This window comes from Cysteiniphilum marinum, assembly GCF_014857925.1.
Classification (GTDB): domain Bacteria; phylum Pseudomonadota; class Gammaproteobacteria; order Francisellales; family Francisellaceae; genus Caedibacter; species Caedibacter marinus.
In genome coordinates this window covers 23733-45454 of the sequence record NZ_JACYVZ010000016.1, presented here as the reverse complement: position 1 = coordinate 45454, position 21722 = coordinate 23733, and the positions used below count along the sequence as shown (strand labels likewise).

At 40.4% G+C, this 21722-nt stretch carries 20 protein-coding genes and 1 tRNA gene; 1 reads left to right on the top strand and 20 read right to left on the bottom strand.

Features of this window, described 5'->3' with window-relative positions; all coding sequences use genetic code 11:
* Window positions 1-39 precede the first annotated feature (39 nt).
* The 20 genes from IE867_RS08560 to glmM all read right to left on the bottom strand — a co-directional run bounded on the left by IE867_RS08560 (window position 40) and on the right by glmM (window position 20261).
* On the bottom strand, window positions 40-489 hold the full coding sequence (locus IE867_RS08560) for a hypothetical protein (RefSeq protein WP_192484308.1): 450 nt from the start codon (window positions 487-489) through the stop codon (window positions 40-42).
* A gap of 51 nt (window positions 490-540) precedes the next feature.
* Complete coding sequence (locus tag IE867_RS08555) at window positions 541-2397, bottom strand: hypothetical protein (protein ID WP_192484307.1); 1857 nt, start codon at window positions 2395-2397, stop codon at window positions 541-543.
* A 355-nt stretch (window positions 2398-2752) separates the two neighbouring features.
* A complete protein-coding gene (gene nuoN, locus IE867_RS08550; RefSeq protein ID WP_225630006.1) occupies window positions 2753-4195 on the bottom strand; it encodes an NADH-quinone oxidoreductase subunit NuoN in 1443 nt (480 codons plus the stop codon).
* 6 nt (window positions 4196-4201) lie between these two features.
* Window positions 4202-5815: a complex I subunit 4 family protein gene (locus IE867_RS08545; RefSeq protein ID WP_192484306.1), complete on the bottom strand. Its 1614-nt coding sequence runs from the start codon at window positions 5813-5815 to the stop codon at window positions 4202-4204.
* Window positions 5816-5842: 27 nt separating this feature from the next.
* Window positions 5843-7852 (bottom strand): NADH-quinone oxidoreductase subunit L, encoded by a 2010-nt coding sequence (nuoL, locus tag IE867_RS08540; RefSeq protein ID WP_192484305.1) that lies wholly within the window; start codon window positions 7850-7852, stop codon window positions 5843-5845.
* Between the two features lie 4 nt (window positions 7853-7856).
* Window positions 7857-8174, bottom strand: coding sequence for an NADH-quinone oxidoreductase subunit NuoK (nuoK, locus tag IE867_RS08535; RefSeq protein ID WP_192484304.1), 318 nt, complete (start codon window positions 8172-8174; stop codon window positions 7857-7859).
* Window positions 8167-8835 carry an NADH-quinone oxidoreductase subunit J gene (locus tag IE867_RS08530; RefSeq protein WP_192484303.1) on the bottom strand — a complete coding sequence of 223 codons (669 nt, stop codon included), beginning with the start codon at window positions 8833-8835 and terminating at the stop codon, window positions 8167-8169. The genes nuoK and IE867_RS08530 overlap by 8 nt, the downstream gene beginning before the upstream one ends.
* A 6-nt stretch (window positions 8836-8841) precedes the next feature.
* Window positions 8842-9333: an NADH-quinone oxidoreductase subunit NuoI gene (nuoI, locus tag IE867_RS08525; protein WP_192484302.1), complete on the bottom strand. Its 492-nt coding sequence runs from the start codon at window positions 9331-9333 to the stop codon at window positions 8842-8844.
* Window positions 9334-9344: 11 nt separating this feature from the next.
* On the bottom strand, window positions 9345-10358 hold the full coding sequence (nuoH, locus tag IE867_RS08520; RefSeq protein ID WP_192484301.1) for an NADH-quinone oxidoreductase subunit NuoH: 1014 nt from the start codon (window positions 10356-10358) through the stop codon (window positions 9345-9347).
* A complete protein-coding gene (nuoG, locus tag IE867_RS08515; RefSeq protein ID WP_192484300.1) occupies window positions 10355-12757 on the bottom strand; it encodes an NADH-quinone oxidoreductase subunit NuoG in 2403 nt (800 codons plus the stop codon). The genes nuoH and nuoG overlap by 4 nt, the downstream gene beginning before the upstream one ends.
* A 72-nt stretch (window positions 12758-12829) precedes the next feature.
* Entirely contained in the window at window positions 12830-14101 is a 1272-nt protein-coding gene (gene nuoF / locus IE867_RS08510) for an NADH-quinone oxidoreductase subunit NuoF (protein WP_192484299.1), read from the bottom strand.
* 3 nt (window positions 14102-14104) lie between these two features.
* A complete protein-coding gene (locus IE867_RS08505) occupies window positions 14105-14608 on the bottom strand; it encodes an NADH-quinone oxidoreductase subunit NuoE family protein (RefSeq protein WP_192484298.1) in 504 nt (167 codons plus the stop codon).
* A gap of 13 nt (window positions 14609-14621) precedes the next feature.
* Complete coding sequence (locus IE867_RS08500) at window positions 14622-15875, bottom strand: NADH-quinone oxidoreductase subunit D (protein ID WP_192484297.1); 1254 nt, start codon at window positions 15873-15875, stop codon at window positions 14622-14624.
* Between the two features lie 11 nt (window positions 15876-15886).
* Window positions 15887-16555 carry an NADH-quinone oxidoreductase subunit C gene (locus IE867_RS08495; RefSeq protein ID WP_192484296.1) on the bottom strand — a complete coding sequence of 223 codons (669 nt, stop codon included), beginning with the start codon at window positions 16553-16555 and terminating at the stop codon, window positions 15887-15889.
* A 2-nt stretch (window positions 16556-16557) separates the two neighbouring features.
* Window positions 16558-17043, bottom strand: coding sequence for a NuoB/complex I 20 kDa subunit family protein (locus tag IE867_RS08490; RefSeq protein WP_117002266.1), 486 nt, complete (start codon window positions 17041-17043; stop codon window positions 16558-16560).
* A complete protein-coding gene (gene ndhC / locus IE867_RS08485) occupies window positions 17034-17429 on the bottom strand; it encodes an NADH-quinone oxidoreductase subunit A (RefSeq protein WP_203249900.1) in 396 nt (131 codons plus the stop codon). The genes IE867_RS08490 and ndhC overlap by 10 nt, the downstream gene beginning before the upstream one ends.
* A gap of 20 nt (window positions 17430-17449) precedes the next feature.
* Window positions 17450-17535, bottom strand: a tRNA-Leu gene (locus IE867_RS08480).
* Between the two features lie 91 nt (window positions 17536-17626).
* A complete protein-coding gene (secG, locus tag IE867_RS08475) occupies window positions 17627-18133 on the bottom strand; it encodes a preprotein translocase subunit SecG (RefSeq protein ID WP_192484294.1) in 507 nt (168 codons plus the stop codon).
* 13 nt (window positions 18134-18146) lie between these two features.
* Entirely contained in the window at window positions 18147-18920 is a 774-nt protein-coding gene (gene tpiA / locus IE867_RS08470; protein ID WP_192484293.1) for a triose-phosphate isomerase, read from the bottom strand.
* A 12-nt stretch (window positions 18921-18932) separates the two neighbouring features.
* The gene (gene glmM, locus IE867_RS08465) at window positions 18933-20261 is read right to left on the bottom strand and encodes a phosphoglucosamine mutase (protein WP_192484292.1); all 1329 of its coding nucleotides are present in this window, start codon (window positions 20259-20261) and stop codon (window positions 18933-18935) included.
* 103 nt (window positions 20262-20364) lie between these two features.
* Between glmM and IE867_RS08460 the strand changes: the two genes are divergently transcribed.
* Window positions 20365-21120 carry a response regulator transcription factor gene (locus IE867_RS08460; protein ID WP_192484291.1) on the top strand — a complete coding sequence of 252 codons (756 nt, stop codon included), beginning with the start codon at window positions 20365-20367 and terminating at the stop codon, window positions 21118-21120.
* Window positions 21121-21722: the final 602 nt, after the last annotated feature.

The window sequence follows — 21722 nt, the reverse complement described above, 5'->3', positions numbered from 1 at the left end:
ATAGTTAATCTTTCTACTCTTACTACTGTGAAATGCGACTTAAAGCTTATAAGCTTCTCCAGAAAAGTTCACTAAAACGATATATTTAGTGGAGCCAAACATTACATCAATTGCGACCAAATCAGTCGTGCACTCCCATTTCGCAAGATGGTTTCCTGCCCCATTATAAGATGCTGAGACATACATAAGACAATGCCCTTTTATATCTTGCGTTGATTTTTCTTTTATTTCAACAATAAGATACCCATCTGTCCCTGCGGTACCTCCTTTTCCAACCTGCATAAAAAAAGCCTCTCCTTTGGGCGCATCACGTTGCCATTGCTGACCAATATTTTTAGGGTTAGCGACATAACCATAATTCACATGATCTCGTACCACGGAAAAGATAAGTGTATCACTTGCATTAATCAACTTAAACTGAGTGCCTGCACCCGCGAAGCATAGATGACTCATTAGAAAGGTCAAAAAAACTAATATCAACTTTTTCATAACATATACCCTTATATCATATTTATTTTTAGCAGCTTCATATCGCTTAATTTATAATTCTTTTTTTCCAGATAATGGCATGTAATTTTTGCCTTTAGTCTCCATAATATCTATGTATAGACGCCTTTGCTTATCAGGAATTCCATATTCCTTAGTTGAGCTAATCTTACTTCCATAGACTTGACAACTACCCAAGCTATAAACTCTCATAGCAACCTTGCTATTGAGTTCTTCATAAATCATATTAGCGGTAATAGATACATTACTATTCACATCACTACAGTCTGCATCAATTGCAGCAGAACCAGATTTCTTATTTAGCTCCATAGCACTAGATACTGCAAACTTATTGGCTTCCTCACCCGGTAAGCTATTGATAAATCGAAAGGCAACCTCACCTGTTTTTAAGGTCACAAATATTGGAATTCGTGAGATCTTAGAGTTTTTAGCACATAAACCCTGCACTTTAACAATATGATTTTCTTGTGGTGTTAATTTTTGATCTACGACAATAACACTTTCTACATCAGGGTGACTAAAAATTATTTGAAGTTCATCATTACAATTATTATCTCTCGCACTCAACCCTGTATTTAAAGCAACAGAGGTTGGCATCTGGATGCCTTTTAGCTCACCTAAAGCAACTGGCTGTACTTTATTGACCATATTTATAATGCTACTATCAATAGGTTTAATAGATTTTAAAACTTCGTCGACAGTGCGCTCTTTACATATTCCATCACTACATGAAAAAAGTGCGAGCTCAAGTTTCTCAACGTTATCATTAACATCATTACGTGATTGCTTTAATTTATCCAGTACGCTTTCTGTTGATGCCAGATTACCATAAGCGTAACTTAGTTGAGGTTTATTCTTTCCTGCTTTTCTTATAAGCATTTTCCTAGGGCCATTGCCACTATAAACGTGCATGACGCCATTAATGCTCGCATGTAGCTTTTTCTGCTCAATCCACAAATTCTGCAAACGTTCATATTGTTGCTTATATAAACTAACTGCTTTATTTAAGGCAGTTTCATGCGCTGAAGTTAATATATCTTCAGGGTCAAACTCACTTAATGGCTTAACTTCAGGCAATCCTACTTGTGGTAATAGATCAAAATCAGCAACGGGATCATTGATATGATGAATAATTTTTCCAGCATACTTACTAAAAATATCTTTGCAACTTTGATTAATTTGACCATCTTCTGTTAATGAACATTGTGATATAGCATCATCAAGCTCTGGATAATTGAGCACTTGCCCATCTGATTTTTTTTCTATACTAAGCGAGAATGATTGATTTGAATTATTTTGCGCTGAATTAAATTTACTAGAGACTTCAAAAAAACTCCCCGATGCTTGCGCTTCTACTGAAAGCTCCTGTGCTGATGAAGAATAATTAGAAGATATTTTTGCCATTAGCTGATAGGATGCCCCTCTTTTTTCTGACATAACAATATTAGCCCCACATTGGCGTATTAACTCACCCGCTGCGTCAAGTAAATTTGCTGTATTAGTACTTGCATATTCTTGAAAATGCTTTCGCCCAGCTTCTGTTAATCCAATGTATGATTTTGAGCTTTTCTTTATCCCTAACTTTGTTACATAATAACTAAAACCAATCTCATTACCATTGGTAGCTACTTTTGATGACATCCCCATGGATGCACCTCCACTAAAACCTGCAAATGAGAAATTCGCACTTGCCTCTATGCCAACGCTCGACTGCGCACTTTTATAGTCTGTTATCACTTTAGATATCTCTTCTGTTGCCACCTTTATGGGTAAGTCATTGCCACCCTTATACTCAAAACATTGACTTTTCCCTTGTGCTAGCGATGGAAAAATTAATCCTTCCCCGATAAGCCACTCCGAAGCATATACATTTGAGACTAGTGAAAACATGGAGCCCATACTAATTAAAATGATGGATTTCACTCGCATTTTACTTCCTCCAGTTTATATAAAATAATAATTTAGTTAAGAGTGCACACACTACAACAAAGTGCCCAACCCGATTCATCTAGAAAATAAATAGAATTTAAATCACTCTAAACAACTCACAATATAAACTAAAGATCAAAAGAATGTATTATGCAAGAAAAACAACAAAAATAACCTGATCATCCCTAACCAATTTGTTTCAGTTATTTGATAAACTCGAGAAAATCGAGCTTTTTATTGACTACTTGGAATATAAAAAAATAAGCATCAACATTACATTGAGCTTGGCTCAAGTCTCATTTGCTAGTTGAAAAAGCTAAAACAACCCATAAATCGGTGAAATAAGCGTCACTAACAGCGCAGGGAAAACACCAAGTAATAGAATAAGTGCCGCATTGATACTTAAGCCAAACAAAGTCACTTTATTGGCGTAAACTGGCGTTTGATTTTTTGGTAAATCAAAGTACATCGACTTGATTACACGTAGATAATAGTAACAAGCAATAACCGACATAATTAAGGCATAGATACCTAATCCTAAGTGTCCTGTATCAATCAAGCCCATAATCACAAATAGCTTAGCGGTGAATCCTGATAATGGTGGGATACCTGCCATTGAGAACATCACGATTAACATAATAAAAGCAATCCATGGATTACGACGATTAAGGCCCGCAAAATCTGCCAAGTTCTCAACTTCATTTCCGCGAACACTTAATACGATCAACACACCAAAGCCCGCTGCCGACATCAATACATAGATGATGACATAGAAAAGCGCTGTCGATATGGCAAAAGCTGCAGGGTTTAATATCAATGCTAATAGCACAAAACCAATATGCGAGATCGTTGAATAACCGAGCATACGTTTGACATTTTTTTGTGCCAACGCCAGTAAGTTACCAAAGAAGATTGATAAAACGGCTAGTACGGTGAGTACTTTACTCCATGCAAAAGCTTGCGCTGGCATACCGATCATAAGTATATTGACAAGCATTGCGAAAGCGGCAACCTTTGGCACTGAAGCTAAAAATGCTGTCACGGCATTAGGAGATCCTTCATAAACATCAGGCACCCACATATGAAAAGGTACGGCACCCAACTTAAAAGTTGCTGTTGCAATCATCAATACCATGGCAATCAACACGATTTGTGAATGTGCCATTTCTGGATTGGCGAGATATCTACCGATTTCCGTTAAATCCAAGCTACCGGTAACACCATAGATAAATGACATACCATACAACAATAAACCTGAAGCAATCGCACCTAATACAAAGTATTTGATCGCTGCTTCTGCTCCTGTGGCAAAACCACGACGAATAGCTAAAAGCGCATACAATGGCAAAGATAATAGCTCTAAGCCGATATAAATGGTTAATAAGCTATGTGCTGATGTTAGAACCAGCGCACCTAGAATAGACAATATCGACAAGACATAAAACTCACCCTGTGGCAGCTTTCTGTCTTCAATATATTCTTTGCAATAGATAAAAACGAAAAATGCGACAAGTATAATGACTTCTTGCAAGATAAAGGTCAGCTCAGTTGATAAGGTCTGCCCTTCAAAACCAACATGAATATGCGAGTTAAGTGATTTTAATAAAATCCACGCCGTAATAATCAAAAAGACTTGTGTCAGAATATAGGCAATATTTTTGACTTTCTTGCCAAAGAATAAATCTGCCAGCATCACGACCAATGCGGCAATGCCTAACGTAATTTCAGGAAGTATGGTGATAATATTTGCTAACATCATTTCTCTTTACCCTATCGTTACCGCATGTGCAGCTTGAATGATATGTGTCGAAGCTGCTGAAGAAAGTTGTAGAATTGGTTCTGGATAAATACCAAACCAAATAGTAGGAATCGCTAATAATACAAAGACAAAGATCTCAAGACCACTGATATCTTTTAAGTTAGCCACTTGAGTTGTGACAACCTTACCAAAGAACACGCGTTTGTACATCCACAGAGTATAGGCAGGTGCAATAACAAGTGTTAAGCCAGCAAGCAATGCTACCCATGGTGAGTATTTAAATACCGCCAAGATAATCAAGAATTCTCCGACAAAACCACTGGTACCAGGAAGTCCGACATTTGCCAAACAAAACAACATAAAGAATGTCGCAAAGATTGGCATTGAACGGGCAACGCCTTGGAAATCGGCAATATTTCGACTTTGCATCCGTAAATATAGATAGCCGCAACCAATAAACATGCCCCCCGATGAGAAGGCATGAGCGATCATTTGAAAGACTGCACCTTGGATCGCTAATTGCGCATCTGCCATACCTAGTACTTGATCAGGATTGTTCTTCACTAATAAGAAGATTGAGAACATTGCCAACGTCACCAAGCCCATGTGGGAAATCGATGAGTAAGCGATAAGGCGTTTAAAATCAGTTTGCGCAATCGCAACAATCCCAACATAAACAATGGCAATCAGTGAAATACCAATCAAAAACCAATCAAGGACTGCCGTGATACTCGGGATCAATGGTAAAACAAAGCGTAAGAAACCATAAGCACCCAACTTTAACATCAATGCAGCAAGGACAACCGAACCGCCAGCTGGTGCCTCAGAATGCGCATCTGGCAACCATGAATGAAATGGCCACATCGGGATCTTAACGGCAAACGCCAAAAAGAATGCACCAAACAATAGCCATTGAGCCGTTAGCGTGATATTGACTAACTGCCCCATATCATTTGCTTGAGTTGCCCAGAAAATAAAGTTTTGAATGGAGAACGTGCCACTATCAACTAAGCTTGCACTTGGTAAGCTTGCCACTTGTTGCTGGATATATAAAAACGCAACCAATAAGAAAATAGAGCCGGCAAAGGTATATAAGAAATATTTAATCGCGGCATAGGCTTTTTTCTTGCCACCCCAAATACCGATACCCAATGTGGTTGGGATTAACAGCGCTTCCCAGAACACATAGAACAGCATCGTATCCTGCGCCATAAATACAGCATTGGTTAAGCCGGTAGTAATCAGGAAAATCGCCATATATTGTCTTAAGCGTACTTTGATGCTACGCCAAGCGGCAAGCACAATCACCACATTGGTAAAGCTTGTTAAGATAATAAATAGCACGGAGAATCCGTCAACGCCAAGATAATAGTAAACGGCATCATTATTATTGAATAAACTAAACCAACGCACACGCTCAACAAACTGCATACTAGCACTGGTTGGATCAAACTCAAGGTATAAAGGAACACACAATAAAAGCGTTAATATGGCAACCGCTAGCGCCGTCCAGCGTGCCGCTTCTTTTTTGCCATCTGGCGATTTCGCTGCTAATACAATAAAGCCACCGATAATCGGCACCCAGATTAGCAAGCTTAATAAATAGTGAGTTATAAACATAGTATTAACTTTCCTTTAACCAAAGCCTTAGTTTACCCAAAAAATTAGCCATGCGATCAATGCTAAAACACCAATCAACATCACCAGTGCGTAGTCAAACAAGTAACCGCGCTGTACACGTGTCATCTTCTTACCCGCAAAATAAATCAAATCCGCACTGCCTTGAACAGCGACCTTATCAATCATAAAGATATCGATCACAACCCATAATACCTTACTTAGCAACACGACACCTTTGACAAATACAAGATCATATAAGCCATCGATAAAGTATTTTTTGACAAGGATATAATGCAAAATACCAAATCCTGAGCGCATATTGGATAAAGCTTTAGGGATGCTTGGTACTAATACATAGAAGATATATGCCAAAATAAGTGCTGAAATTGCCAACCAGAATGCCGGTGTATGCACAGAATGCATTACGAAATCCCACGGCGTTTTAGTGGCTGCTTCTTGCGCTAAGGTTGCGATAACCGTCATATTACCTAAAGCAGGTTCATAGTATTGTGCAATCGTATTGCCAAAGAAACCATGTGCATTAGCAAGGTTTGGTGTTAATGCTGGTTCAAAGAACAGCATCCCCGCGAACACTGACGGAATAGCCAATAAAATCAATGGAATCAAAATCGTCAATGGTGACTCTTTAACATGCGCCTTAGTATGCGCATCCATTCGTGTTGGACCATGGAATGTCATAAAGATCATTCTAAAGGTGTAGAAAGAAGTCACAAAAGCACAAGCCAATACTAAATAATAAGCAAACTCGTGCCCTGGCAAAGTTGTGGTTGCTGCTGCGTCAATAATCAAATCTTTTGAGAAGAAACCAGCAAACGGTGGAATTGCCGCCAATGCCCAACCCCCAATAATCATACAGATATAGGTCACCGGCATGTATTTTCTTAAGCCACCCATCTTGCGCATGTCTTGCTCGTGATGTAACGCGACAATCACCGAACCGGCTGCTAAGAATAGTAATGCTTTAAACATCGCATGTGTCATCAGATGGAACATACCAATAGAAAAACCTGAGGCGCCTTGCGCAACCATCATATAACCCAATTGTGACAAAGTACAATAAGCGATAACGCGCTTAATATCCATTTGCACAATGGCAATGAGCCCCATAAACAAACAGGTAATTGCACCGATAATCATCACAAAGCTTAATGCCGTTGCTGAATGAACAAACATTGGTGATAAGCGCGCAATCATAAAGACACCTGCAGTCACCATGGTTGCCGCGTGGATCAATGCTGAGATTGGCGTTGGACCTTCCATTGAGCCTTCTAACCAAGTATGTAGCGGGAACTGCGCTGATTTACCCATTGCACCGATAAACAGTAACACACACATCAATGTGATCGGGCTAAATTGCATGCCTAAGAACGAAATCATTTGGCTGTTATCAAGGTTACTCACAGCAGTGAATACGGTGTTGTAATCGATCGAATTGCAATAGTAAATGACTGCAGCAATTCCTAACAAGAATCCTAAATCACCGACACGGCTAACAATAAAAGCGCGTAAGCTTGCCTCATTGGCAGAGTCTTTATCAAAGTAATAACCGATTAAGAGATAGGAGAATAACCCTACTCCTTCCCAACCAAAGAAGAGTATTAAGAAGTTGTTACCCATGACTAAACAAAGCATGGCAAAAGTAAATCCTGAAATATACGCAAAAAAGCGCGCATAACCGGCTTCGCCTTTCATATAACCAATTGAGTAGACATGCACTAGTGTTGAGACAAATGTCACGATCAGCATCATAAAGACGGATAGCTTATCGACAGTGAAGCTGACCGTCATACCTAAAGATGGGAACAATGCCCAGTTGAAGTATGTGACCGTATAAACATCATTGTGTAAATAAACGCCTAATGCCAGAACAACACTCAAAATAAATGATAAAAGCACCAAACCAATCGTAATGCAGTTAACACCGGTTAATTGCACCTTTTTTGAAAAAAAGCCGGCAACGATTGCACCTAATGCTGGCGCCAAGATAATAATGGCAATAATAAAATCAATTCCCATCGTCTTAGCCCTTTAATGTATTTAATTGACTAACATCGATTGTTTTGCGTGTTCTAAATAACACAACCACAATCGCCAAACCGATGGCTGCTTCAGCAGCGGCAACCGTCAAAATAAAGAAGACAAACACATCACCTGTGTTTTGTTTCAGCATACTTGAGAAAGCAATAAAGTTCGTATTGACTGCTAGGAGCATCAACTCAATTGACATCAATAAAATCAATAGATTGCGACGGTTCATAATAATACCGGCAATGCTTATCGAAAATATAATCGCACTAAAAATCAAATAATGCGTAATGGGTACCGGAATACTAGTCATTCTTAGGTTCTCCCTGATCAGAATCATCTTGTGATTTTTCTTTATTTGCTGCTTTTTCTGTTTTTGCTATTTCAGAAGCGCTCTTTTCCGCTTTCATCTTTACCATGGTTAAGCGATCTTTCGCTTGTGTCTGAATCTGCAGGCTTGGATTAATCGATTTGTTACCTGGTTTTTTGCCACGGAAAGTCAAGGTAATCGCAGACACCATCGCCGCTAATAAGACCATACCAGCAAGCTCAAAGGCATAGAGGTACTTGTTCGAGAACATCTCGCGCCCTAGATTTTCAACGGTACCTAAACCACCGGTCATGGTTCTATCGGCAAAGGTATGACTAACGACAATTGAAATAAGTACGGCCAAGAACGCACATAATAAGATCACGATCGGCCAGTAGAATACTAATTTCTTCTGCTTTATCACAATATTGATATCTAGCATCATTACCACAAACAAGAACATCACCAAAACCGCGCCGACATAAACAATGATCAAAAGTAACGCCAGATATTCCTGTTGCATCGTAAGCCAAACACCTGCTGCTGCAAAGAAAGTAAAGACTTTCGCAATAACTGCACGCACTGGGTTTCTTGCATTGATCACCAATAGCGCGCCTAGCACCGTTAGTGCGGCAAATACATAAAAGATAATATTTACACTCATCGATCCCTACCTAAATGCTCTGTCTGCTTCACGATCTTTCGCGATTTCATCTTCATACTTATCACCAACTGCCAAAAGCTTTGCTTTGGTCATGATATTTTCACCACGTTTTTCAAAGTGGTATTCAAATACACGTGTTTCAACAATTGAGTCCACGGGACATGACTCTTCACAAAAACCACAAAAGATACATTTGAACAAATCAATTTCATATTTTGTCGTACGTCTTGAACCGTCTTCACGTGGCTCTGCTTCAATAGTAATCGCCAATGCAGGACAAACGACTTCGCATAATTTACACGCGATACAACGCTCTTCACCATTTTCATAGCGGCGAAGTGCATGCAGCCCGCGAAAACGACCCGATTGCGGCGTTCTTTCATCTGGATATTGCACAGTTACTTTTCGTGTGAAAAAGTGCTTACCCGTAATCTTAAGACCTTTTAATAACTCCCATAGCAAAAAGGTCTGACAATAGCGTTTAATTGCTTTAAACATCAATAAATCTCCTACCACCAAGGACCTAAGCCAAGTTTAACCATAAATGCAACCACGATAACCCAAACTAAAGTCACTGGAATAAAGATCTTCCAGCCCAATCGCATTAATTGGTCATAACGATATCGTGGGAAAGTTGCACGAATCCATAAATACATAAACATGAAAATACCGGTTTTTAAGAATAACCAGATCATGCCAGGCACAAAGCTAAAGAACTGATCAAGCACAGGAATGTTTTCAAATGGCGAAATCCAACCACCTAAAAAGAAAACCGCAGTTAACAAGCTGATCAAAATCATATTGGCATATTCTGCTAAGAAGAATAACGCAAAGCGCGCACCGGAATACTCAACATGATGTCCGGCAATAATCTCAGATTCACCTTCGATCACATCAAATGGGGCACGCCCAGTTTCCGCAACACCTGAGATAAAATAAATAACAAACAACGGAAATAGCGGGATGAAATACCAGTGCCAAATACCGCCTTGTTGTGTTTCGACAATCGTGCTTAGATTAAGTGAACCCGCGGCAATTAATACACCGATGATGGCAAAACCCATTGCTAGCTCATAGGATACAACCTGAGCTGCTGCACGCAATGCACCAAACATTGCATATTTCGAGTTAGATGCCCAACCGGCAATAACGACACCATATACTGCAATTGAAGTCATCGCCAAAATATACAACACACCAGCGTTAATGTCCGCTAACACGATGCCTTGACCAAATGGCACAACTGCCCATGCCGTATAAGCAGGAGCAAAAGCAAGCATCGGTGCGATAAAGAATAAATAGCGGTTTGATTTCGCTGGAATAATAATTTCTTTAAGCAGCAACTTAACCGCATCAACGATGGGTTGTAATAAACCAAAAGAACCCACACGATTTGGACCAATACGATCTTGCATGTAACCAATGACTTTACGCTCTGCATAAGTGTAATAGGCTACGACCAGAATCAAAGGGATAACGATTAATAAGATTTTTAGAACAATCCAGATAATATCTAAAATCATGCGTTTACCACCGTATGTTTAATTGGCGTGATTGTAACATTGCCCCAAGCTTTGCCACAAGTCGGCATAAGCTGAAACGGCACAATTACCGTGTCCTTGGCTAATGTTCCATCAATGATGAGATCCACTTCGTACTCTTTGTCATCAAGTTTAACAATCACACGACCTGATGTGTTTATCTCATGCGCTGCGGCATACTTAGCTGATACACGCAAGCTTTGCGCATAGTGAGCATCTTTTGTTGCTTGCAATGGTTTAGCACGTCTTAATAACGCATTTGTACGATACATCGACACACAAGGCGTGACATGATAGCCTTCAGTCAATGCTGTTAAGCCTTTTTTAAACAATCCATCAACATCAACTTTTAACTCAGCTTGTTCATGTGTCGTGAACTCCTGATAAACCTCATCAACGGTTTGGTAATCAAAACCTTCTAAACCTAATAGGTTCGCTAATACACGCAATACTTTCCACAAAGGTTTACTATCTTCATATGGCTGGATGGCGGCTTTAAAGCGCTGTGTTTGTCCAGCGATATTTACAAATGAACCATCTTCTTCAAAATGTGTAGCAATCGGCAATATGATGTCGGCATATTCAAACATTTCAGCAGTTGCATAGCTTGTAAATGCTGCCACGATATCAATCTCTTGTAGCTTTTGTAAGGCTTCTTGACCTAGCACTGAATCAAACTCAGGCTCAACCGCAAAGTTCAATAGTAATTTGGTTTTATTACTCAATATTGCTTGTGCATTCATGCCTTGCTGTAAGTTTTCATTAGCACCCGGCAGATACTCACTTGCTACTCCTGCGAGTAACGCACCCTTGGCATTAGCACCAAAACTAAGTACACCACCTTTGGCAGAGAGTAAGGTTTTAAGCTCAGTAAACAATGCGTAAATTTCAGCAAAGTCTTTATTTAAAATCGCATCAAAACCTAAAATCATCATCGGCTTTTCAGAAGATACCAAGGCGGTTGCCAAAGCTTCAATCTCAGGCAAAATCTCTAATGATTCAACGGTCTTTTTAACTATCTCTGAGGATATTGGTTGAGAGTTTTTTTGTGCTACGGCTTTCACTAAATTTGCCAGCGCATAAACCATCTCATTGGCTTCAACTTGTGTCGTCTGAACGGCATAATTGAAGTCATATTCTTGGCTATTGAGCGCCAAAACCTTCGCGCCATTTTTCACTGCCTTATGCACGCGGTGATTAATCAATGGCACTTCTTTTCGTAAATAGCTGCCAACCAGTAATGCAACATCAGCATGTTCAATCTCAGCTAATTCGCAATCAAACCCAACACCTGTGTGTAATGTTAAGGCGTGTGCTGCTTGCATTAAGCGTGTATCAATATTGTTTGAGCCAACGTGACGCATCAGTTTTTGGATAAGGTATAAACTCTCTGTTGTTGCAGAGTCTGAGGCAAGACTAGATATCGCATTAACACCATCTTGGGCTTTGGTCTGCTCGATGGCCACTTTGACAAAATCAAGCGCTTCTTCCCACGATACATCAACCCAAGCACCTGCTTTTTTGATCATCGGTTGTGTAACACGATCTTCGGCATAAACACCGGTATAAGCGAAACGGTCCTTATCGGCAATCCATGTTTCATTAATGCTTTCATTTTCTTTTGGCACAACACGCATTAGCTGATTGCGACGCGTGTGCGCGTAGATATTCGCACCAACACAATCAGCGCCTGAAATTGTTGCATATTGTTGCAACTCCCAAGCACGTGCGTGGAATCTAAAGGGCTTAGACGTTAATGCACCCACTGGGCATAAATCAATAATATTACCGGATAGCTCTGAATTGACAGTTTTAGCAACATAAGTGCCGATTTGCGTGTGATCCCCTCTGCCCATCGCGCCAAGCTCTTTATCACCGCTAATTTCTTCACCAAAGCGCACACAACGCGTACATTGAATGCAACGCGTCATATCAGTTGCGACTAATGGCCCTAAGGTTGGATCATCAAATACACGCTTAGTTTCATTATATTTAGAAACGTCACTACCATAACCCATCGCCACATCTTGCAGTTCACACTCACCACCTTGGTCACAAATAGGACAATCAAGTGGATGGTTAATCAGTAAAAACTCCATAACCTTCTTTTGATAAGAAAGTGTCGTTGGCGATTTTGTGAAAACTTTCATGCCATCCATAATCGGTGTCGCGCACGCCGGAGATGGCTTTCTTGCCCCTTCAACTTCGACAAGACACATTCTGCAGTTGGCTGCTATCGAGAGTTTCTTGTGATAACAAAAGCGCGGAATATAAATACCATGCCTATCAGCGATCTGAATAATCATCTCACCTGGCTTCGCCGCATATGGCTGACCATTGATCTCGATATTAAGTTGTTTTGTTGCTTCTTTTTCTGACACGGGAGTCACCCTTCAACAATTACGTTTATTTTTAACCCTAGGCTCAAATTAGCAATAGGGTTTCACTATTTATTAAGCACCGACAATACTGCGCTTATGTTCAATCATATATTCAAATTCATGTCTGAATTTCTTAATATAGCTTTGTACTGGCCACGCCGCAGCGTCACCTAAACCACAAATGGTATTGCCTTCAATATTTGAGGCGACACGTGCTAAATTATCAATATCCTCTGGCTTACCTTCACCATGCAAAATACGCTCTAAGGTTCTTGCTAACCAGCCAGTACCTTCGCGGCACGGTGTGCATTGTCCACAGGACTCTTCATAATAAAACTCAGCTAAGCGCGCTAGTAACTCGACCATACATGTATCTTCATCAAGCACGACAACAGCACCTGAGCCTAACATTGAACCTGCTTGACCAATGGCTTCATAATCCATGGTTAAAGATAGCATTTCCTCACCAGTTAGGATCTTACATGAACTGCCACCTGGAATCACCGCTTTGATTTTTTTATTATCACGCACGCCACCTGCCATTGCTAGCAAGTCTTTAAATGGTGTGCCAAGACCAATCTCAAACACACCGGGGGTATTAACATGCCCTGAAACACAGAAGAGCTTAGTACCACCACTTTTCTCTGTGCCCATTTTCTGAAACCATTCACCGCCATGCTCTAGTATTGGCGGCACTGAAGCATACGTCTCAGTATTATTAATATTGGTCGGACAACCATATAAGCCTTTATTGGCTGGAAACGGTGGTTTAAATCGCGGCTGACCTTTACGCCCTTCAAGTGAATTTAATAATGCAGTTTCTTCACCACAGATATAAGCACCCGCTCCAATTGAACAATATAAATTAAAATCAACACCTGAACTGCGCAGGTTAAAGCCGATCAAACCCATTGCACGGGCTTCATTTAAAGCCGCCTCAAAACGCGCAATCGGCTCATAAAACTCACCACGGATATAGTTATAACCAACTGTTGCACCGGTGACATAACCGGCAATTGCCATGCCTTCGATTAATTGATGTGGATTATTACGTAAAATCTCGCGATCTTTGCAAGTACCAGGCTCACCTTCATCAGAATTGCATACAACATACTTCTGTCCTGGCAAATTGCGCGGCATAAAGCTCCACTTAAGTCCCGTTGGGAAACCAGCACCACCACGACCACGTAGACCAGATTTTTTAAGCTCCTCAATAATCACTTCAGGTGGAATCTTCTCATCAAGAATTCTTTTCCAATAAGAGTAGCCCCCGATTGACTCATAAGACTTCAATGACCACGGTCTTTCAAGGTGCAGGGTTCTAAAACATACTTCATTCGCCATCTGCTACTCCAAAGAATCAATAATTTGATCGACTTTTGCAGTGGTTAAGTTTTCATAAAAAACCTTATCCACTTCCAACATTGGCGCACCACAGCATGCACCCTGACACTCAACAGACTTTAGCGTAATTCTACCATCGGCCGTTGTTTGCCCTGCTTTAATATCAAGCTTATTTTCAATGTGCGTCATGATTTTCTTGGCACCATTTAACATACATGAAAGATTGGTGCATACATTTAGCTTATGTCTGCCTACTTTTTTAAGATCATACATGCTATAGAAAGTCGCCACTTCATAAACTGAAGCTGCCGGCACATCCAAATAAAGTGCTAATTTATCCATTAACTCTTCGGTTAAATAGCCGTTGTTATAGTCTTGCAAAACATGCAAACCTGGGATGATGACAGAGCGCTTTTGATTCGCAGGATAACGCTTTTCCCAGTTCTCTAGCAACTCAGTGACTTGAGGTGAAAATATTTCTTTCTTATCTAACTTATTCTCTAACATAGACAAACCTTACCTATCTATCTACATCGCCAAACACAATATCTTGTGTCGCAATAATTGCCGGAGCATCGGATAACATATGCCCGCTTAACATTTCATTCATCGCACTTAAATGGGTAAAGCCTGGCGCTCTAATCTTTAGACGATACGGTTTATTGGCACCATCTGATACCAAGTAAATTCCAAATTCACCTTTTGGATGCTCTGTTCCCACATATACTTCACCTTCAGGCACACAATAGCCCTCAGAGAATAATTTAAAGTGGTGAATCAAGGCTTCCATACTGTTTTTCATCTCATCGCGCTTAGGTGGCGTCACTTTATGATTTGGCGCCATAATAGGACCATCGTTGTCACGTAACCACTCTACACATTGACGGATGATTTTATTGGATTCACGCATTTCTGCCATACGTACCAAATAGCGATCATAACAATCACCATGGCTACCAACCGGAATATCAAACTCAAGTTCACTATAGACGTCATACGGTTGTTTTTTGCGAAGATCCCAAGCGACACCTGAGCCTCTTAACATTGGACCACCAAAGCCTAATGCCTTAGCACGCTCGGCGGTTACCACACCAATACCAACGGTACGTTGTTTCCAAATACGGTTATTGGTTAATAGGTTTTCATATTCATCAACACACTTTGGAAAACGCTCAGTAAAGTCCCAAATAAATTCAAGCAATGAGCCTTGGCGATTTTTGTTAATCGCTTTTAATTTACGCTTTGACGTAAAGCGAGACTTTTCATATTTTGGCATCGTCAATGGTAAGTCGCGCGCAACACCTCCTGGACGGAAATAAGTTGCATGCATTCTTGCCCCTGAAACCGCTTCATAGCAGTCAAACAGATCTTCACGCTCACGAAATGCATAAAGAAACATCGTCATCGCACCTAAATCCAAACTATTCGCCGCTGTCCACAATAAGTGATTCAAAATACGTGTAATTTCAGCAAACATCACACGGATGTATTGCGCACGTTTTGGCACTTCAATTTCAAGCAGTTTTTCAATCGCCAACACATAAGCATGCTCATTACACATCATTGATACATAATCTAAGCGATCCATATAACCAATGCTTTGATTAAATGGTTTTGACTCAGCCAATTTCTCGGTACCGCGATGCAAAAGCCCAACATGCGGATCAGCACGAACAACGACCTCACCATCAAGCTCCAACACCAAGCGCAATACGCCATGAGCCGCCGGATGCACCGGACCAAAGTTCATTGTATAGTTTTTAAATTCTGCCATAGCATTCTCAATTACTGTTCATCTAAGTAACGGTTATCTTGACGAATAACCTTAGGCGCATTAACACGCGGATCAATTTCTACTGGTTCATAAACCACACGTTTTTGCGTTTCATCGTAACGCATCTCAACATAACCACTTTGTGGGAAATCTTTTCTAAACGGATGGCCTACAAAGCCATAATCTGTCAGTATTCGACGCAAATCAGGATGCCCTGTAAAAACAAAGCCAAACATGTCAAAAGCTTCACGCTCACTCCAGTTTGCCGCAGGCCAAATATCGACAACACTTGGTAACATTAGATCAAATTCATCTAAGTAAACCTTAACACGCAAACGAATATTAAGTGCCAAGCTCATTAAGTGATAAACCACTGCAAAGCGCTTCTTGCCTTTATTAGGCTCTTTATGTAACAACTCGCCTTTGACTACACCGCGTGAAAAGCCACTACTCGTGGCACTTTGCGTTTTCCATTCATCTTCACCAAAGCTTAAGTAATCAACGCCCGTCACATCAATAAGTTGCTCAAATTTAAATACTTTTTTTAAGCGTGTCATCACTTTGATGAGATCGTCTTTGGCAATTTCAACGGTAAGTTCATCGTGTTGAAAAGTTGTTGAGATAAATTGACTGTCAAAGTCATTTTTTAAATCATCGATAAATTCTTGCGTTAACGACATCGTCATTTCCTCGCAATTGTATTAGTACGTTTGATTTTATTTTGCAGCTGAATAATGCCATAAATAAGCGCTTCAGCCGTCGGTGGGCAACCAGGCACATAAATGTCCACGGGCATAATGCGATCGCAACCCCTAACCACCGAATAGGAATAATGATAATAACCGCCGCCATTGGCACATGATCCCATGGAAATGACCCATTTTGGATCTGGCATCTGATCATAGACTTTACGCAAAGCTGGCGCCATCTTATTACACAAAGTGCCGGCAACAATCAACACATCTGATTGACGTGGACTTGGACGAAATACAATACCAAAACGATCCAAGTCATAACGCGCAGCACCTGCATGCATCATTTCAACCGCACAACAGGCAAGACCAAAGGTTACAGGCCACAAAGACCCTGTACGCACCCAATTTACTAAAGAATCAGCGCTGGCAGTGATAAAACCTTTATTATTGTTAATGCCTTCTTCTACTCCCATTCTAGCGCCCCTTTCTTCCACTCATAGATAAATCCAATTAGTAAGATGAACAAGAATATCATCATCGCAATGAAAGCTGCCCATGAGATACCACCCGCACCGCTATCGCGCACCAGCACACCCCAAGGAATCATAAAAGCGACTTCAAGATCAAAAACCAAAAATAGAATAGCAACCAAATAAAAACGCACATCGAACTTGATGCGCGCATCTTCAAATTCAGCAAATCCGCACTCAAATGGTGCGTTTTTTTCAGGGTTAGGATTATTCACCCCAACAATAATAGATAGCATTTTGCCGCCAATTGCCATTGCTGATGCGATAGCAATCGCCACAATGAGAAAAATCAAAATCGGCAAAAACTCATGATATACACTATATTGCAACATGCCTATATCCTCGTTTTTGGTGCCAAAGGCGGGACTCGAACCCGCACGAGCTGCGCTCACCACCCCCTCAAGATGGCGTGTCTACCAATTCCACCACTTTGGCAAAATAAACTTTACTTTACTAAAACAGCTTTTGACAAATCGCTACGGGCTCACAAGCACCATTGCTTTACCAATCAAAAACTCTACTCTAGCTATTTAGTTGATGCGGGTACCGCTTCTTTCTCTTTAACTGTTGCATTCTTCACATCAACTGCCTGCTTTGACTTGTCATCAGCCTTTTCAGCATTTGATGTTGTCGCTGTCGGTGTTTTTAGAAGATTGCTCACTGGAAGTGTTGCTGCATCTTTGTTTTCTTTTGCATCAGTTGCTTTAGCCTGATCAATCAAAGCCTGCTGAGCTGCTTGCTGCTTTTGGTAATCAGCTTGCGACACACCGCTTGATGCTTGAGCTTCGGCACCCTTGTTTGCATTTTGCTTGCCAATATAGCTTAAACTCACGCTTGTGACAAAAAAAACAGCGACTAAAAAAGCTGTGAACTTAAACATAAATGGCGCCGCTCCTCGACTACCAAATACGGTTTGTGATGCGCCTGAGCCAAATGAGGCGCCCATGCTTGCTCCTTTGCCCTGTTGCAACAGTATCAATCCAACAATCAATATCGCAACAATAATATGTACAGTGATAACTAACGCTAACATTTATTCGCTTTGCCTATTTTACATGCTTGGCATTTTTAAACGCTTTTGCATGTTTAACAATTTCACCAAAGTCCTTCCCACAAAGAGAAGCACCCCCTATCAAACCACCATCGACATCTGCCAACTTCAATATCTCATCAGCATTCGACGGTTTAAGGCTGCCACCATATATAATTTTGATATTTTTAGCAAGCTCAACATGGAAGTTTGTGACGATCGAACGCAAGTAGGCATGGACTTCTTGAACTTGTGATGCAGTTGCTGCAAGCCCTGTGCCAATCGCCCATACCGGCTCATAAGCAATGATAACATTTCTCAATTGATTTAGGGTTAGTCCATTTAATATCTCACTCAACTGAGCTTTTAACACTTCCTCAAGCTGACCTGTGGTTCTTTCTTCTAATGTCTCACCAACGCAAACAATGGCACAAAGCCCTGCTTCAGTTGCTTTTTTAGCCTTCAATGCAACATCGATATTACTTTCACCAAATAGCGCACGACGCTCAGAATGCCCAACAATAGCATATTGACAATTAAAATCCTTAAGCATATCAACACTAATCTCACCCGTGTAAGCACCGTTGTCATATTGGCTAACATTTTGCACACCAAGAGCAACTCCTTTGATATTGTCGCTAACATACGACAAATAAACATTAGGCACACACACTGCCATATCGGCCGATAGCGATTCTGTTGATAATTTATTTAGTGACTCACATAAATTCTTAATCGATAATATCGAGCCATTCATCTTCCAGTTGCCAATAATAATTTGTTTTCTCATCGTTACTCCATATTAAGCATTTAATTTTTCTTTAACCTTTTCAACCAGATAATCCACCCATTTCTTAGTAAGATCAACTGTTTTTGCCTCAACCATTACACGCAATACGGGTTCAGTACCCGAAGGGCGCAAGACCACACGACCATCGCTTCCTAAGGTTTTCTCAACAAAGCTGACATCTTCGATCAATAGACTCATATCATTAGCATCAAGCTTCTTGGTTAACGGCACATTAATCATTAACTGTGGCATCTTTTGACTACTCATCAGCGTTGATAAAGGCTTATTGACTTTTGTTAATAATGCCAAAATTTGCAATGCCGCTGTTAATCCATCACCAGTTGAATTATAACGAAGATCAATAATGTGCCCAGAAGACTCACCGCCAAGCGTCCAATTATTTTCAAGCAACAACTCCATCACATAGCGATCACCGACTTTAGCCCGTTTAAATGGCAAATTAAGCTTTAAAAACTCCTGCTCAATCGCAAGATTCGTCATCACCGTGCCAACCACACCGGGGATGTTTTCATTGTATTTTGCTAAAGCCAATAAGATATCATCGCCATCAACCACGCACCCTGTTTCATCAACAAGCATAATCCGATCACCATCACCATCAAAGGCAATACCTAAATCAGCATTTTGATTGATAACAGCAGTTTTTAATGCATCAAGATGCACTGCACCACATTCCTCATTGATATTTAAACCATCTGGATTTGAGGCAATATCAACAACATTCAAATTTAAGCGTGAAAACACTTCTTTGGCGACACGAAATAGCGCGCCATTGGCACAATCAACAATGATTTTTTTATCACTCAAATTAATCTGATCCGCAAATGACGTCAAGCAATGCTTAATATAAGGCTCAACTTCATTGATCTGACTATAAATCTCACCAAACTCACCTTCTGGCTGATAGTAAAACCCTTCATCAATATAGCGCTCAATCTGATATTCAACATCATCCGGCAACTTATGCCCCTCAGGCGAAAACAGTTTAATCCCATTGTCATAAAAAGGATTGTGTGACGCACTTAAGACCACTCCAGCGCCGGCTTTAAAAATTGGCACCATAAAGGCGACAACGGGTGTCGGCACCATGCCTAAATTAATCACATTAACACCAACCGCAGTAATGCCTGCAATAAACCCCGCCTTTAACATATCTGAGGAGCGTCTAGTGTCCTGACCCATCACAACGACAAGGGGCAACCCTTTTTCACGCAGCGCCTGCCCTACAGCATTACCCATCTTCATTGCAAACTCAGGCGTAATCGGATTAACACCTACTTTCCCGCGCACACCATCGGTGCCAAAATATTTCCTTGCCATATATATTTAGTGCTTTTTGCTTTTTAGATTTAAAACGCTCTACATTATGCGCTACTTAACACAAATCGTTAAGTGCTTTTCTTGGCGAAAGTGATAAAATCTGATGAAAACTCACAACCCATCAGAGCCAAACTTGCAAGCACATATACTACTAGTTGAAGATGATAATGAATACCAAGAGCTCGTTTGCCACGCACTGACTGAATACGGTTTTCGCGTGAGCACCGCACAAGATGGCTTAAAAGCTCTTGATTTGCTAACACAAAACAATACTTACGATTTACTGATTCTTGATCTTCAACTACCCGGATTAAGTGGTGTTGATCTCTGTAAATATCTACGAGCTAATAACAATATGATTCCCATCATCATGTTAACAAGCCTAGATGATTCATATGATCGAATTATTGGTCTTGAAATTGGTGCCGACCATTATCTCTCAAAGTCGTGTCACTTGCGTGAACTGGTTGCACATATTCATGCATTAATACGCCGCCAAAACCAAGCTCAAAAACCGTCTGATCATCATGCGCTGTATTACAACTTTGCACATTGGAAGCTTGATATTGCAAAGCATGAATTGCACGCCTCAAATGGCAAAAAGATATTTCTACATAAATCACTTTATGAATTACTGCTTATTTTTCTCAAGCACCCGAACACCACCATAAGTAGAGAGCGAATACTCACTTTGCTTGGTGGACAAACCATAGATCATCTTGACAGGAGCATTGATGTCAAAATCAGCCGCCTGCGCAAGATTCTTAATAGTGAAAACACTCAATCTGCAACGCCTTTAATCAAAAGTTTACGCTCCTATGGGTATCGTTTTGAGTGTGATGTAACAAAAAGTAACTAACCTCTAAGTTGATACACAGCTTAACCTTTTTAGTCCTTATTAAAGATAATATGTATTTATAGGCGCCCGCGTGTGCTATTGCAGCATAATTACACGGTTTAAGGTATCTAGATGCAACAATGTTTTAAGCTGTTATGGCACTTTGGGAGCGCTTTCTAAGCAAAGTTCATGATCAAGCAAAATAAGTACATTTTGGTCTTCCCTTTTGTAGCTGCAATCATTGCGCTACCTATCCATCATAAATCATGTAGCAATGAACATATGCAGCTGCTTTATGTATCTTAGAGACTATGAAAAAACTTATAGTCACAAAATAGCCATCCACACTTACCTGATCAATATGGCAACAAAATCCCCCAACATCCTGTAACGATTTTAAACTCAGATCTGCCTGGAGCGCTAATCCTTGTTACAGCTAAATTCTCAGGTGACTTTAACTGTTTTAGAAGTGACTGAGCTTTCTCTCTTGACTATTAAAACACATCAAAAAAGTTAAAGTAATAACGCCTGATAGGTGGCGCAGTGTATTTAATTGAAGGGGAACCGGTGTTTTGTAATAAAAGAGAAGCCATAAAGACAATATATAAATTATCATTTTTGCC